Source organism: Nocardia sp. CC201C, assembly GCF_030010695.1.
Lineage (GTDB): Bacteria > Actinomycetota > Actinomycetes > Mycobacteriales > Mycobacteriaceae > Nocardia > Nocardia otitidiscaviarum.
This window is the reverse complement of record NZ_JASCXP010000171.1, coordinates 1-14407: the sequence shown is the minus strand read 5'-3', so window position 1 is coordinate 14407 and position 14407 is coordinate 1. Positions and strand designations below refer to the sequence as shown.

Here is a 14407-nt window from a genome sequence, read left to right as displayed (position 1 = left end):
TCGGGCGTCTCGGCCGCCCGGGAACTCAGCTCAGGTCGACCTGCGCGACCTTGGCCGCGCCGACGGCTTCGGCGATGGACGCCTGCACCTCGGCCGGAACCTCCTGGTTGACGCGCAGCACGACGGTCGCGCCCTCCTTGTCGAGGTCCTGGGTGAGCTGCGCGGCGAGGATGTCGATCCCGGCCTCACCCAGCTTGCCGGCCAGGCGGCCCAGCTGGCCCGGACGGTCCTCGTAGTTGAGGACGGCCAGGTTGAGGCCCTCGGCGCGCATGTCGTAGTTGCGGCCGTTGATATTGACGATCTTCTGCACCTGCTGCGGCTCGGTCAGCGTGCCCGCCACATTCAGGGTGCGACCGTCGCCGAAGACGGCGCGCAGGTCGACCAGGCTGCGGTGGGTCGGGCTCTCGGTGTGAGTGGTGACCGAGGCCTCCAGGCCGCGGTCCTTGGCCAGCGACGGCGCGTTGACGAAGGTGACCGCGTCTTCGATGAGCGCCGAGAACACCCCGCGCAGGGCCGAGAGCTCCAGCACCGCAACGTCGTTGGCGGCCAGTTCGCCGCGCACCTGAACCTCCAGGCTGACCGGAAGCTCATCGGCGAGCGCACCGAGCAGCGCGCCCTGCTTGCGCACGATCTCCAGCCACGGGGCGACGTCGTCGGTGACCGAGCCGCCGGTGACATTGACCGCGCCGGGCACGAACTCACCGGCGAGGGCGAGCTGCACGGACTTGGCGACATCGGTGCCGGCGCGGTCCTGCGCCTCGGCGGTGGAAGCGCCCAGGTGCGGGGTCACGACGACCTGCGGCAGGTTGAACAGCGGGCTGTCGGTGCACGGCTCGGTCTCGAACACGTCGATACCGGCGGCGCGCACGTGGCCGGAGGTGATGGCGTCGGCCAGGGCCTGCTCGTCGATCAGACCGCCGCGAGCGGCGTTGACGATGATGACGCCCTTCTTGGTCTTGGCGATCGTCTCGGCATTGAGCATGCCCTTGGTCTCGGGCGTCTTGGGCAGGTGGATGGAGATGAAGTCGGCGCGCTCGAGCACCTCGTCCAGGCTCACAAGTTCGATGCCGAGCTGCGCGGCCCGGGCCGGGGAGGTGTAGGGGTCGTACGCGATGATCTTGGTCTCGAAGGCCGCGAGGCGCTGCGCGAACAGCTGCCCGATCCGACCCAGGCCGATGACGCCGACGGTCTTGCCGAGAATCTCGACACCGTTGAACTTGCTGCGCTGCCAGGTGTGCTCACGCAGGGTGGCGTCGGCGGCCGGGATCTGGCGGGCGGCGGCCAGCAGCAGGGTGACCGCGTGCTCGGCGGCGGTGTGGATATTGGAGGTCGGCGCGTTGACCACCATGACACCGCGCTCGGTGGCGGCCGGGACGTCGACATTGTCGAGGCCCACGCCCGCGCGGGCGACGATCTGCAGCTTCTTGCCGGCCTCGAGCACCTCGGCGTCGACGGTGGTGGCGGAGCGCACCAGCAGCGCGTCGGCCTCGGGCACGGCGGCGAGCAGCTCGGCCCGGTTGGGTCCGTCGACCCAGCGAACCTCGACGCCGTCACCGAGCACGTCGACGGTCGACTGGGCGAGCTTGTCGGCGATCAGAACTACAGGACGGCCTGCTTGGCTCACTGGGGGTACTCCTGGAGGAATGGGGTCGGCATTTTCGCGGCCCAGCTTAATGGGCGCGATTTCGGGTGGCCTTACCGCCTGGTAGGCGGGTGCCTTCACTACGGCGAGCGGGGACTTCCCACTGAGCGGGACTTTCTAGGTCGATTGTCCAGATTCAATGCGCGGCGGACGCTCTACGCGGCTACGGTGCCGCGCATGTCTCGCAGATTGCTGGCGGCGGCCGCACTGGCCGCCCTCCCCCTCGCCGCGGCGGTTCCGGCCACGGCCGCCCCGACCGCGAACAAGATCGTCGTCATCGGCATCGACGGCACGCTGTGGAGTGAGGTGCGCGCCGCGAACGCCCCGAATCTGGGCCGCCTGGCCGCCGAGGGCACCCTCGCCCGCACCTCCATCGCCCCGCACACCACCATGTCGTGCGTGTCCTGGGCGACCGCGCTGACCGGCGTGTGGGATACCAAACACGGCATCCAGGACAACGGGTCCACCTGCAACCCAACACCTTTCGCGTCGTACCCGACGGTGTTCACCCAGGTGGAGCGGACCCGGCCGCACCTGTCCACGGCATCCATCGGAACCTGGGACACGATCGGCATGATCGCGCGCACCGGCGACCCGAGTGCCGACCGGGTGAAGGTCACGCAGATGGATCCGACCGGTGCGGGCATCTGCGAGACGACGGCCGACGCGAACGCGACCGCGCACGTGGTCTCCGCCGTCGAGGACGGCGCGGATCTGGTGTTCACCCACCTGGATCAGGTGGACATCGTGGGCCATACGCTGCGCGGCATCTGGCCGCAGGCGTACCGCGACGCCATCGGCCGGGCGGACACCCTGGTCGGCAAGATCACGGCGGCGGTGGACGCCCGCGCCGCGGCGCATCCCGACGAACGGTGGACGATTCTGGTCACCACCGACCACGGCCACGCACCGGACGGCGGGCACGGCGGGCAGAGTGCGTACGAGACGGCCAGTTTCGTCATCGCGCGCGGCGCGGGCTTCGCGGCCGGCGCCGAGTACAACGGCTACACGCTGGCCGACATCACGCCGACCGTGCTGGACCTGCTCGACATCCCCGCGCCCGGGAACCTGGACGGCGTGTCCATGCTGTCGGGCGGTTCGGGCGACCCGTCCGCCCCGGTGCCCGATACGCCGCCGGTCGACTCCGGAATCACCGGCTCGTCCTCCGGCTCGGCGCAGGCCGCGATGGTGAACAATCCGCTCTGCATCCTGGGCAGCGGCTCGGCCAGCGGCTCCGCGAGTGGATCGTTCGACAAATAGCCGGAAACGCGAAAAGCCGACCACGGGGCGGCGGATCCCGAGGTCGGCTTTCGAAGTCGACTAATTCGACGTCAGATTCAGCCGCCGAACGAGCCGGTCCACAGGGTGTCCAGGATGCCGTGCAGCGCGGCGCTGCCGGTGGCGAGCAGACCGTTCAGGGCAGCGGAACCGGTGTCGATAATAACGGGGATCATGGGATACCTCTCCTTGCGAATTCCCAATTGAACTTCTGACGCCGAGCATATCGGGCGGATTTTCGAACCCGTTACCAAGGTTTACGACTATGTGATGTGCGCAACAAAAAGTAACAATGTGTGGGCGCAGTCATATGGTCCCTATCGGTCATTCATATCACGGAACTATCACACACAGTCGACACAAGTCTTCAAGCCCCGAAAACCAGTGGCACCGCGCGACCGCCCGGGACTAGCCTCACCGGCCATGACCCTGCGCGCGATCCCCGCCTCCATGGACCCCGCGGTGGTCGCCACGATCGACGGCGAACTGGACCGGATCGAGCGCGACCACCGGGTCGGCGTGCGCCTGGCCATCGAAAGCGGCAGCCGGGCATGGGGTTTCCCGTCGCCCGACTCCGACTACGACTGCCGGTTCGTCTACGTCGCGCATCTGGACGACTACCTGACGCCGTGGCGCGGCCGCGATGTCATCGAGACGCCGCTGGTCGGCCTGCTCGACGTGAACGGCTGGGAGCTGGCCAAGGCGCTGCGCCTGCTGGTGGCGGGCAATGCGGTGCTCGTCGAATGGCTGATGTCGCCGATCGTGTATCGCGGCGATGCCGAATTCCGGGACGAACTCCGCGAATTGGCGCATGCGGTGGCGGATCGGAACCGGATCGCCATGCATTATCTGCACCTGGGTAGGCGGCAGTGGCGGCTATTCGATTCGAATCGCTCGCTGAAGAAGGTGTTCTATTCGCTGCGCCCCGCGATGGCATTGCGATGGCTGCACGAACATCCGAATTCGGCGGTCGCGCCCATGCACTTGCCGACATTGCTCGAACAATGCGAACTGCCCACCGATCTCACCGGTGCGGTACAGGAATTGACCGAGTTGAAGTCACGGACGCGAGAAATGGGAGCAGGAGCGGTGCCGACCCCCATCAGCGATTTCATCACGGCCGAATTCGACCGGGCGGCGGACGCGTTCACCCGCGAGCGCGGCCACGACCGGAGCCGGGCGCACGCTCTGACCGCCGAGTTCTTCAGGCGTCAGGCGCTGCGCTGACGTGGGTGGCCTCCGGGCCGGGTTTGGCGCGTCGCCATTCGAACTCGACCCGCTGGCCCTCCTCCAGCCAGCGGAAACCCTCCCCGTCGATGGCGGTGTACTCGACGTAGACGTCCGGACCGCTGTCGTCGGGGGTGATGAAACCGAAACCCTTCAAGCTGTCGAACCACTTCACCGTGCCGCGAGCCATTCCCGTTCTTTCTCGACCATCGCAGGGATTCGAAGGGCACGGCCCCGACCGCGCCCGCCTAAGCGTGGCATGCGACCTCGCGGCGAACAACCGGTGAGCCGGGTGCCACTTCGAGAAGACCCGCTGACACGGCCGACCGCGGCGGCGACAATGGTGGGGCCGACGCGACCCTGTCCGGGCCTGTGACCGCCGGCCCCGTGCGTCGAACGGCGCACACCGAGAGACGGGTCGCGACTGCCACGAAGGAGTTTCCGTTGGTGAGCAAAGAACGACTGCTGAACAGGCTGGCGGGACGATTCGCCGGGCTGACCGATTCCAGCCTGCCCATCCCGACTCCGGCCGAGACCGTTGCCGCGCGACGGCATTTCTTCGGCGAGGCGGTCGATCCCGTCACCGGCGAGGTGAGCCCGGATCGGGTGCTGGCGGCCTGGTTCGGCTGCGCGGGATTCGCGATCGCCATGGGCGGCACCGTCTTCCTGCTCGACGCCTGGGTGCCGCGCGGACTGACCTCGCATTACGTTCCCACCACCCCGGCCCAGCTGGCGGCGCTGCGCCCCGAGGCCATCTTCATCGGCCACGGGCATTTCGATCACGCGGCCGACGCCGGGCCGATCGCGCAGGCCAGCGGTGCGACGGTGTACGGCACGGCCGAACACTGCGCGGCCATTCGCAAGCAGGTCGCGTTCAAGGCCGAATTCGCCTGTGTGGAATTGGGTTCCGCCGACTCGGGGCCGGGTGATCGCTACGATTTCCCGCTGCTGCCCGGATTGGGGGTGACCGCCGTGCGTCACCTGCACTCCGCGCCCACCCGCCGTGGCCCGAACTCCTCGGCCCGCGTCTCCCCCGCCCCGTGCCTCGGCGATATCCGCACCCACCGCCCGACCCTGGCCGATGCCACCCACCTGGTCCGCCATCTCTCCGCACCGGAGGGCGGCACCCTGCTGTACCAGTTCCGCACCGCCGATTTCACGCTCACCTGGCACGATTCGTCCGGCCCGCTGCTGGACCGCGCGCCCGAGGTGCTCGAGATCCTGCGCGCTCTGCCCGCCTCGGACGTGCACATCGGCGCGATCCAGGGCTTCAACCAGTTCACCAACGGCCTGCGCGATCCCCGCAGCTACGTGGAGGCGTTGCGCCCCACGATCTTCGTACCGAACCACCACGACAACTGGCTTCCGCTCATCACCGCGCGCGGCGAGGCGTTCCGTACTCCGCTGCACGCGGAACTGGCGAAACTGCCGGAGGCCACCCGCCCCGAAGTCCGCATGCTGGTCGACCCCGACGACTATGTTTCCTGCGCGCGAATGACATTCAAATAATCCATCCCCGCACAGCAATTCGGTCACATACCGACCGCCGAGCACGTAGCCTGCACGGCTATGTGGAGTATCGTCGCCATTTCCATCGTCGCCGTCATCATCATCGGACTGGGATTCGCCGTGGGCCTACCGCGCGATTGATTTCCGTGTCGGCCACACCGCCCCGAACCATCGAAAAGGTCACTTCCCCAGTACGTTGACGCCATGTCCTCCCCCGCTCACGACGCCCGCACCCAGGTCGCCGCGGCCGCTCGCCGCCTCGCCGAAGCCGGACTCCTGATCGGCACCGCGGGCAATGTGAGCATGCGTGTCGACGACCTCATCGCCATCACCGCCACCGGCACCGTCCTCGCCGACATCACCCCCGACCAGATCACCATCGTCGACCCGCACGGCACCGTGGTCTCCGGAGCCTTCGCCCCCACCTCCGAACTCCACCTCCACCTGGGCATCTACCGCGACTTCGACGCCGGCGCGATCGTCCACACCCACGCCCCCAAATCCACCGCCGTCGGCCTGGTCCTCCCCGAACTCCCCGTCCTCCACTACCAGCAACTGCCGCTGGGCGGCCCCACCCCGGTAGTCCCCTTCCACCCGTTCGGCACTCCCGAACTCGCCGACGCCGTCCGCGCAGCCCTCCCCGGCAAACAGGCGGCTCTACTCGCCAATCACGGCGCCGTCACCCACGCGGCGACCCTCGACGACGCGGTGGAACACGCCCTTCTCCTGGAGTGGGCCTGCACGCTGCTTCTCGACGCGGCAATAATCGGCACGCCCCGCGCGCTCACCACTGAGGAGCAGGCAGCGGTCATGCAGGTAATCCAGCGCACGGGGTATGGCAGACCCATAGCGCTCGAACAACGTAGGTGAGGAAGCACAATGCTCAATCACACTGTGCCAGAACATGTCTGCGTGCCAACCTGAAGCAGCGAACATGTCGGTGCCGCATGGCAAACTGCCGCCATGGCAAGCAGCGCTGAAGAAGCCCTCAGACAGGAGATCTTCCACCACCTCGATCGGCTGGTTGCGGATACGGGTGTCGTGACCCGGTCGCAGTTGTGGGATTTCACGGTCGACGGCGAGGTCCACCGGTTGATCGACCGGAACCGTGGCATCAGAAATCCGCGCTACTTGGAAGCGACGCTCTCGATCCTGTCGGATCCGGACAGCTCCTATGCCGACGAACAAGTCGACGACTCGCTGTTTGCTTACGACTACCGGGAAGGAAGTGTCGACGGCGACAATCGAAAGCTCCGCCGCGCGTACGAGCTCGGTCTGCCGCTGATTCTGCTACGTAAGATCGCCGACGGAGTCTTCCACCCGGTGTTTCCGGTATGGGTCGTTGCCGACGACAAGCAGAACCGGCGTTTTCTGATCGCATTGGATGCGAACCTGCGTGCGGTGGCCGACCCAGAGCACCTGGCACCGATTGAGCGTCGGTACGCGGAGCGGATCACCGCGCAGCGACTGCATCAACCAGAGTTTCGAGCCCGAGTTCTGCGGGCGTACGAATACCGCTGTGCCGTTTGCGCTCTGGGGCAGCCAATACTACTCGATGCTGCCCATATCATCGCGGATGGTGAAGCTCACAGCAGCGCCACTGTGGATAACGGCCTCGCGCTGTGCAAGTTGCACCACGCAGCGTATGACGCCAACTATCTCGGGATCGCACCGGACTACACAATCCACGTATGCAAATCGCTCCTCGAGCAGACCGATGGCCCACCCATGCTCCAGCACGGACTGCAGGATATGCACAAGCGCCGGATCACCGTTCCAAGGAAACGCAGCGAGCGGCCCGCTTCCGATCGCCTCGCTGAGCGATTCGACAAGTTCTCCAGCGACAGCGAGGCCGAAAGTCAGATATCGGGCGTCGGCTGAGCTAGCGCTACTCCCAACGGAGGTGAAGCGACACTCATTGGCGGTGCAGCCCCGCTGGTACAGCACTCCGTTCCTCGTTCGATTGCTACGGCATGTCGCGTGAGCTGGGGTTTCGTGTCGCAACGTAGCCGGGTAGATTCGAACACATGAGCGATACCGCCGAGGTCGAGCTCACCAGCTACGAGTTGGTGGAGCGACTGCAAGCGGTCCATACGCAGATCGCCGCCGCCCAAGCCGAGGAAGTCGCTCTGATGACGCGGCTGTATCGACTGCGCCGCGCGCAGCAACTCGAGGCCGGGGTCGCGGCGCGGTACGCGGGGGAATCGGCGGCCACCGAAATCGGTGTGGCGGTGCGGGTCTCGCAACGCACCGCCGACGGCTTGATCGCCCTCGGTATGGGATTGGCGCGACTGCCGCGCACCCGGCGCGCCTTCGCGGAGGGCCGCATCGACCTGGCACGGGCGCGCTCCATCCACGACACGCTGGTCAACGCACCGGACGAAACGGTGACCGAACTGGAAGATCTGGTCGTCGCACGGGCCGAACGCTGCGACCCCGCCCGCTTGCGGCAAACGATCCGCAAGAAGCTGCTCGAGATCGACCCGGCCGGACAGACCCGCCGCCGCCAGGAGGCCGAGCGGGAACGGTACGTCGCGGTGCGCGCCGCCGACGACGGCACCGCGCTACTCGACGGCGTCCTCCCCGTTGCCGGAGGCTGGAGCCTGTTCGAACGACTGCGGGAGATGGCGATCACCCAGTGCTGCGCGGCGGACCCGCGCACCATGAACCAGCGCCGCGCCGACGCACTGGTCGCCCTCGCCGACGGCAGCGGACAACTCACCTGCGGCTGCGACCTGTCCGACTGTCCCCGCCGCGACCCGAACGCTCCCGTTCCGAACACGCGGCGCGCACTCGTACAGGTCGGCGTCAGCGCGGCCACACTGCTCGGGGTGGAGGACAACCCTGGACTCCTGGCCGGATTCGGAGCCATCGACGCCGACCTCGCCCGGCAGATCGCCCGCCACGCCCGCTTCCAGGTCATCACCGAAACCACCGGCCCCGAAGGCGAACTCGACACATCGGCACACTCGGCCGAGCCGACCACGACGGCACCGGAGAGTACCGAGGATACCGACACCACCTGTCCCCCAGCGCCCTCAACGGATCCACGGGAGTTGCGATACCGCCCGAGCGCTACCCTCGCCGCGCAGGTGCGAGCCCGCGACGGTAGCTGCCGAGCCCCCGGCTGCGGGGTACCAGCCACGGCCGCCGACCTCGATCACCAGCTGCCCTTCAACCACCGTTCCCCCGCTTCCGGTGGCCGCACAACGGAGCACAACCTCTCCTGCCACTGCCGCCGCCACCACCGCTTGAAAACCCTGGCCGACCACGGACTGAACGGCTGGACCGTCACCCACTACCAAGACCGGCGCATCGAATGGCGCGCACCCACCGGCGGTGTGATCACCACCCACCCCGAGGGCGCGAAGTTCCTGTTCCCCCGCTTCCCGGTGCCCGCGACCCGGGTGAAACCGATTGAGCCACAATCCGATCCACCGCTGTTGGACCCCGGGCCAGTGGTCAACGCACTAACCGAACTACTGCACGTCTACGTCCCACCGGGCCGCCGCAGCCTGTGCATCCGCCGCGACGGCCAGCCAGTCCGAGTGGGGGCTGCCTTGTGCGACCTCGGCGACACCGACGAGGATGCGGATCGCCCGCCGTTCTGACCTCAACCCGGACATCCGCCCGAGGCTCACATGGCTGGGTACGGGCTTGGCGCACAGGGAATCTCGCTCACCGTGCCGGGTGCGAAGGTGTTCAGCATCAACGCCGCCACGGTCGGGTCGACGGAGATGGCGTTGTGGCCCGCCAGGTTCACCGGGCACACGTCCTGGAGCACGATGTTCGTGGCGTTGGGTGCCTCCCGATACCCGCTGGTGTATGGGATGACCTCGGTGTCGGCTCGGGTGAGGAGGTTGGTGTAGTGGACTTCCGGGGCGTAGACCCCGGCGGCTTGGAGGTCGATGATGAAATCCGAGATGGGGAGCATGTCCACGCAGCCTTGGCAGGTGGGGCGGAGGGCGGCGAAGACCGGGTCCTGGGCATTCAGGCCGTAGACGGTGTTCACCACCGGGTCGGCGGCGTGGGTGCCCGCGTAGATGGGGGCGAGGTTGAAGATCTGGTCGACCACCTGGGAGCCGCCCTCGAACAGCAGGTAGTGGGCGGCTACCAGGGTGCCTTCGGACCAGGCGAGGAGGTTGACCCTGTCGGCTCCGGTGGTGGCGCGGACGCGGGTGACGAAATCGCGGAGTTCCCTGCTGGAATCGGGGATCGGGGCCAGGCCGCCTACTCCGGCGAGGGCGGCGGGCTGGTCGGGGTACCTGCCGTAGGTGACGGAGAAGACGCAGAAGCCGTGGTTGTGCAGGAGCGGGGACATGGCGGGCCAGCCCGCGCCGTTGCCGAGGACGCCGTGCACCAGGACGATCGGTTCCGGGTGTTCGGGAGTGGGGGTGCAGGTCCAGTCGTTTGCGCCGGGCGGGTCGAAGGGGGCCTTCGCGCCGGTCATATCGGCGACCAGGATCGGGATGGAGTAGTGCACGGGGAGTTGCTCGGGGTGCGCTGCCGCAGTCCCTGGGACGGCCAGCGAGGCGGTGAGGGACAGCAGGGCACTGAGCCAGATCCGACGCAACGGGAAGACCTCCGCGAATCGACGCCAACGGTGCAGTTGCCGAAAAGTCGCTGAGCGACCGGTCGTTACCTTAATGGCGACGCGAGAGCGGACGGCGTACGAAACGCGGAGGTGCCCGGGGTGTCGGTCAGCGGGGTGTGACGACCGTGGGCAGAGATGCGAAGCCGCGGTTGTTCGACGAGTGGATCCGCCGCGTCTTCTCGGCGTCGATGTCGTAATCGGTGATCGCGGCGGCGAATTCCTGGAGTGCGGTGCGCAGTTCGAGGACCGCGAGATTGGAGCCCAGGCAGTGGTGGCGGCCGCTGCCGAAGACCAGTGAGGCGCTGGTGTCACGGCCCAGGTCGAAGTGGTCCGCGGCGGGGAAGACCGCCGGGTCGCGGTTGGCGGAGCCGGTGAGGAGCAGGATGCGGGCGTCGGCGGGGATGGTCACGCCGTGTAGGTCCACGGGGGTCGTGGTGGTGCGTAGGTGGACCTGGGTGGCCGGATCCCAGCGCATGGATTCGGCGATCCAGGCGTCGATGCCGCCGGCCAGGGCGGTGCGGCGCTGGTCGGGGTGCAGCCAGCCGGCGTGCCAGATATTACCGAGGGTCAGCATGGTGGTCTCGATGCCCGCGCCGATCAACAGGATCAGGACGCCGACGATCTCCTCCGGAGTGAGCCGGTCGTCACCGTCGGCGGCGTCCAGCAGGCCGGAGAGCAGGTCGTCGGTGCGGTGGCGGGCCCGTTCGATGGTGAGGTCGGTGTAGTACGCGACCAGCGCGCCGATGGCCTGCATGGCCTCGGGGCGCAGATCGGTGGACTCCTCCTCGGTGTACATGATCTCCATACCGAGCTTGCGCACCATATCGCGGTCGGACTGCGGCACGCCGACGAGTTCGGAGATCACCTCGGTCGGGTAGGGCCCGGCGAAATCGGCCATGAGGTCGAAGGAGCCGCCCTCCACCAACGGGGTCAGCAGGGAGCGGGTGATCTCCCGCAGCCGGGGCTCCAGCCCCTGCACGCGCCGCTGAGTGAAAGCGCTGGTGACCAACCCGCGCAGCCGGGTGTGCTTGGGCGGGTCCATGGCCACGAAGGAGAAGAACCGTTCGGCCTGCGGTCCCCAGAAGGCCGGCTCCATGCGAATACCGTTCACGCTGGAGAAACGGTCGGAGTCGCGCAGGGCGGCGAGCACGTCGGCGTGCCGGGACAGCGCCCAGAAATCGTCCACCTCGTTGCGGTAGGCGGGGGCCTGCTCGCGCAAGGCGGCATAGTACGGGTAAGGATCACTGTGGACCGCGAAATCGTAGGGGCTGTACTGCAACTGCACGAGTAGACCTTCCGGGGCGTAGCGTCGCTAGGATCGCCAGCGGTTCGTATTGAGCCGACGAAACTGAACACTAGTCGAGATGCATTGGGGGCGTAATGAACTCGGACTCGGCAGCGGACCGGATCGACGTGACGAAGCCGCATCCGGCCCGCCGGTACGACTACTGGCTGGGCGGATCGGCCAATTATCCCGCCGATCGGGAGTCCGCCGAGATGGTGGCCGAGGCATTCCCGACGGTACAGATCTCGGCGCTGGAGAACCGGAAATTCCTGCGCCGCGCCGTCGGTCACCTCGCCGAACGGGGCATCCGACAGTTCCTGGACATCGGCACGGGCCTGCCCACCGCGGGCAATGTGCACGAGATCGCGCAGACCGTCGTGCCCGAATCGCGCATCGTGTACGTGGACAACGACCCGATCGTGCTGGTGCACGCCAACGAACTGCTCAACAGCTCCCCCGAGGGCAAGACCGCCTACCTGGAGGCCGACGTCCGGGAGCCGCGGCGCATTCTCACCCACCCGGATCTGCTCGACACCATCGATCTGAGCCAGCCGGTGGCGCTCATCCTGGTCGCCATCCTGCATTTCATCGGCGATGAGGAAAAGCCCCACAACCTGGTGCGGGAGCTGCGCGAGGCGCTCGCCCCCGGCAGTTACCTGGTGATCTCCCACGCCACCGGCGACTACCTGGCTCCGGAGGATCGGCCCGCGACCCTCGAGGCCAACAAGCGCAGCCGGGTGCCGTTCTACCTACGCTCGCGCGAGGAGATCTCGCGCTTCTTCACGGGTCTGGAATTGGTGGCCCCCGGCATCACCTCGGTGACCAATTGGCGTCCGGAGGAGTGGCGGCCGCATCCGCGCGCCGAAGCCGTGTCCATGCTGGGTGGGGTCGCCCATATCGGCTGAGTGTCAGATGCCGCCCGCCAGTGCCCGCATGCAGCGCACGGCGAGGGAGGCCGGATTCGCGCCGCGGCCCTGCGGCGAGGTGTCGAGCGCCCATTCCTCCAGCGCGATGCGCATGGCCCCGGCCGCGGCGGCGGCGAGCAGGCGCACCCGCAGCGGATCGACGTCGGGACCCGCCAGCTCGGTCAGCACCCGGGTCAGGTCGCGTTCGCTCTCCATATTGATGCGATGCCAGATGCCGCGCAGTGCCGCATCGTTGTCCATGGCGCGCAGCAGGCCGCGGGTGAGTTCGAGATCCGCGTCGTCCTCGAGCGCCATGGACCGCACGGCCGCCGCCTGCAATTCGTTCAGCTTGGGTAGTCGCCGCGGACCGGAGGCGATGATGGCCAGCCAGCGTTGCGCGCCGGTGGCCAGCATGGGTTCCACGGCGTCCTCTTTGGTGCGTGCGTAGCGGTAGAAGGTCCGCAGGGCGACCCCGGCGGCGGCGGCGATCTCCTCGGCGGTGACCTCCGCGGTCCCGCGTTCGGCGAACAGCCGCGCCGCGGTGCGGGCGATCTCCAGGCGGGTTTCCTGCTTGCGGCGCTCGGCCAGGGTCAGGCGGTCGGGTGCTGCCACGGGGCGTCCTTCCAGGTCGAATAGGTCCATCCTAATCACCGGATGCCATAGTGGCACGTTGTGCCAGTACGGCGTACCGTGTCAAGCGGGTGGGGTCGAAGAATCATAGAGGAGTTGCCGCAATGGAGCGTTTCACCGACCGCCGTGTCCTGATCACCGGCGCGGGTTCCGGCATCGGCCGGGCCACCGTGCACCGCATTCTGCGCGAGGGCGGGCAGGTCGTGGCCGCCGATATCAGCGAGGCCGGACTCGCCGAGACCGCCAAGCAAGCCGCCGACCACGGGCACGCGGACCGGCTCGCCACCGTCACCGTCGATATCGGCGACGAGGAATCGGTGCGCGCGGGCGTCGCCAAGGCCGTCGACACCCTGGGCGGGCTGGACGTTCTCGTCAATGCCGCGGGCATCCTGCGCTCGGCGCACACCCACGAGATGCCCCTCGCCGACTGGAACCGGATCATCACCACCAACCTCACCGGCACCTTCCTCATGATCCGCGAGGCGCTGCCGACGCTGCTGGCCTCCGATCACAAGGTGATCGTGAACTTCGCGTCCACCTCGACGTTCTTCGCACACCCCTACATGTCGGCGTACGCGGCGTCCAAGGGCGGCATCATGTCCATGACCCACGCGCTGGCCGCCGAGTACAGCAAGCAGGGGCTGCGCGTGGTGGCCGTCGCACCGGGCTCCATCTCCAGCGATATGACCGACGGCCGCGGACCGGGCCTGCCCGAGGACGCCGACCTGAGCCTGTTCATGAAGCTCATCCCCGGCATCGGCCAGGGCTTCGCCTCCCCCGACACCGTCGCGGGCGTGGTCGCCATGCTGGCCTCCGACGACGGCGCGTTCATCACCGGCACCGAGATCCGCATCGACGGCGGCACCCACTACTGAGTGGCCCTCGGGGGCGGGTCATACCTGAGACGTAGTCCGCCCCTGATCTTCTCCGAAATGGGGGTAGCCCCATACCGTTTCGGGCCGAAGTGCGGCACAGTGTCTGACCATGAGGTCGACGTCATCCACTTCCGCCCGACGAAAGCTGGCCCGCTTGGCCGTGGCCGGTGCGATCACCGCGATTCCCCTTACCGCGCTTGCTGTTCCGGCCGCGGCCGAGGTCACGCTCGAGCCCGAGGTCACCGAGGTCTCCCGCCCGCACTGGCAGGACCGTAATCCGTGGGATCCCCGGTACCCGTGGGAGAACCGGAATCCACACGATCACGGCCGCTGGCACGACCATGACCGCTGGCACGATCACGACCGCTGGCACGATCACGACCGCTGGGACCGCGACTGCGATCACGGCGACTGGAACCGCGGTCACGACCCCTTCCGCAATCCGTTCCGGCACGCATTCCC

14 protein-coding genes are annotated in these 14407 nt (G+C 67.8%); 9 read left to right on the top strand and 5 right to left on the bottom strand.

The annotated features are described in order from the left end of the window. Window positions 1–25: 25 nt before the first annotated feature. The gene (gene serA / locus QK444_RS18845; protein WP_282782079.1) at window positions 26–1624 is read right to left on the bottom strand and encodes a phosphoglycerate dehydrogenase; all 1599 of its coding nucleotides are present in this window, start codon (window positions 1622–1624) and stop codon (window positions 26–28) included. A gap of 195 nt (window positions 1625–1819) precedes the next feature. Here serA and QK444_RS18840 point away from each other — a divergent pair, with 195 nt between their 5' ends. Together QK444_RS18840 and QK444_RS18835 are read left to right on the top strand one after the other, a co-directional pair. Beyond that, window positions 1820–2902: an alkaline phosphatase family protein gene (locus tag QK444_RS18840; RefSeq protein ID WP_282782078.1), complete on the top strand. Its 1083-nt coding sequence runs from the start codon at window positions 1820–1822 to the stop codon at window positions 2900–2902. A 441-nt stretch (window positions 2903–3343) separates the two neighbouring features. Further along, complete coding sequence (locus QK444_RS18835) at window positions 3344–4147, top strand: nucleotidyltransferase domain-containing protein (protein ID WP_282782075.1); 804 nt, start codon at window positions 3344–3346, stop codon at window positions 4145–4147. On the opposite strand, the gene QK444_RS18830 is transcribed toward QK444_RS18835, so the two are convergent. Continuing rightward, window positions 4125–4337, bottom strand: coding sequence for a cold-shock protein (locus tag QK444_RS18830; protein ID WP_282782073.1), 213 nt, complete (start codon window positions 4335–4337; stop codon window positions 4125–4127). The two genes, QK444_RS18835 and QK444_RS18830, sit on opposite strands and share 23 nt — an antisense overlap. Window positions 4338–4594: 257 nt before the next feature. Between QK444_RS18830 and QK444_RS18825 the strand changes: the two genes are divergently transcribed. The 4 genes from QK444_RS18825 to QK444_RS18810 all read left to right on the top strand — a co-directional run bounded on the left by QK444_RS18825 (window position 4595) and on the right by QK444_RS18810 (window position 9267). Continuing rightward, a complete protein-coding gene (locus QK444_RS18825; RefSeq protein ID WP_282782072.1) occupies window positions 4595–5656 on the top strand; it encodes an MBL fold metallo-hydrolase in 1062 nt (353 codons plus the stop codon). A 204-nt stretch (window positions 5657–5860) separates the two neighbouring features. Next, complete coding sequence (locus tag QK444_RS18820) at window positions 5861–6526, top strand: class II aldolase/adducin family protein (protein ID WP_282782070.1); 666 nt, start codon at window positions 5861–5863, stop codon at window positions 6524–6526. A gap of 93 nt (window positions 6527–6619) precedes the next feature. Next, window positions 6620–7537 carry an HNH endonuclease gene (locus tag QK444_RS18815; RefSeq protein ID WP_282782068.1) on the top strand — a complete coding sequence of 306 codons (918 nt, stop codon included), beginning with the start codon at window positions 6620–6622 and terminating at the stop codon, window positions 7535–7537. 146 nt (window positions 7538–7683) lie between these two features. After that, window positions 7684–9267, top strand: coding sequence for an HNH endonuclease signature motif containing protein (locus QK444_RS18810; protein WP_282782067.1), 1584 nt, complete (start codon window positions 7684–7686; stop codon window positions 9265–9267). Between the two features lie 26 nt (window positions 9268–9293). On the opposite strand, the gene QK444_RS18805 is transcribed toward QK444_RS18810, so the two are convergent. Both QK444_RS18805 and QK444_RS18800 read right to left on the bottom strand, forming a co-directional pair. Continuing rightward, window positions 9294–10229: an alpha/beta fold hydrolase gene (locus QK444_RS18805; protein WP_282782065.1), complete on the bottom strand. Its 936-nt coding sequence runs from the start codon at window positions 10227–10229 to the stop codon at window positions 9294–9296. Window positions 10230–10356: 127 nt separating this feature from the next. Next, window positions 10357–11535, bottom strand: coding sequence for a cytochrome P450 (locus QK444_RS18800; RefSeq protein ID WP_282782063.1), 1179 nt, complete (start codon window positions 11533–11535; stop codon window positions 10357–10359). 95 nt (window positions 11536–11630) lie between these two features. On the opposite strand from QK444_RS18800, the gene QK444_RS18795 reads away from it, so the two are divergent. Next, window positions 11631–12440, top strand: coding sequence for an SAM-dependent methyltransferase (locus tag QK444_RS18795; protein ID WP_282782061.1), 810 nt, complete (start codon window positions 11631–11633; stop codon window positions 12438–12440). Between the two features lie 3 nt (window positions 12441–12443). Here QK444_RS18795 and QK444_RS18790 read toward each other — a convergent pair whose 3' ends face one another. Continuing rightward, window positions 12444–13052: a TetR/AcrR family transcriptional regulator gene (locus QK444_RS18790; RefSeq protein WP_282782059.1), complete on the bottom strand. Its 609-nt coding sequence runs from the start codon at window positions 13050–13052 to the stop codon at window positions 12444–12446. Window positions 13053–13174: 122 nt separating this feature from the next. Here QK444_RS18790 and QK444_RS18785 point away from each other — a divergent pair, with 122 nt between their 5' ends. Both QK444_RS18785 and QK444_RS18780 read left to right on the top strand, forming a co-directional pair. Next, window positions 13175–13945 carry an SDR family oxidoreductase gene (locus QK444_RS18785; RefSeq protein WP_143982131.1) on the top strand — a complete coding sequence of 257 codons (771 nt, stop codon included), beginning with the start codon at window positions 13175–13177 and terminating at the stop codon, window positions 13943–13945. A 109-nt stretch (window positions 13946–14054) separates the two neighbouring features. Then, the coding region (locus QK444_RS18780) for a hypothetical protein (RefSeq protein WP_282782055.1) at window positions 14055–14407 on the top strand (353 nt) is incomplete at its 3' end.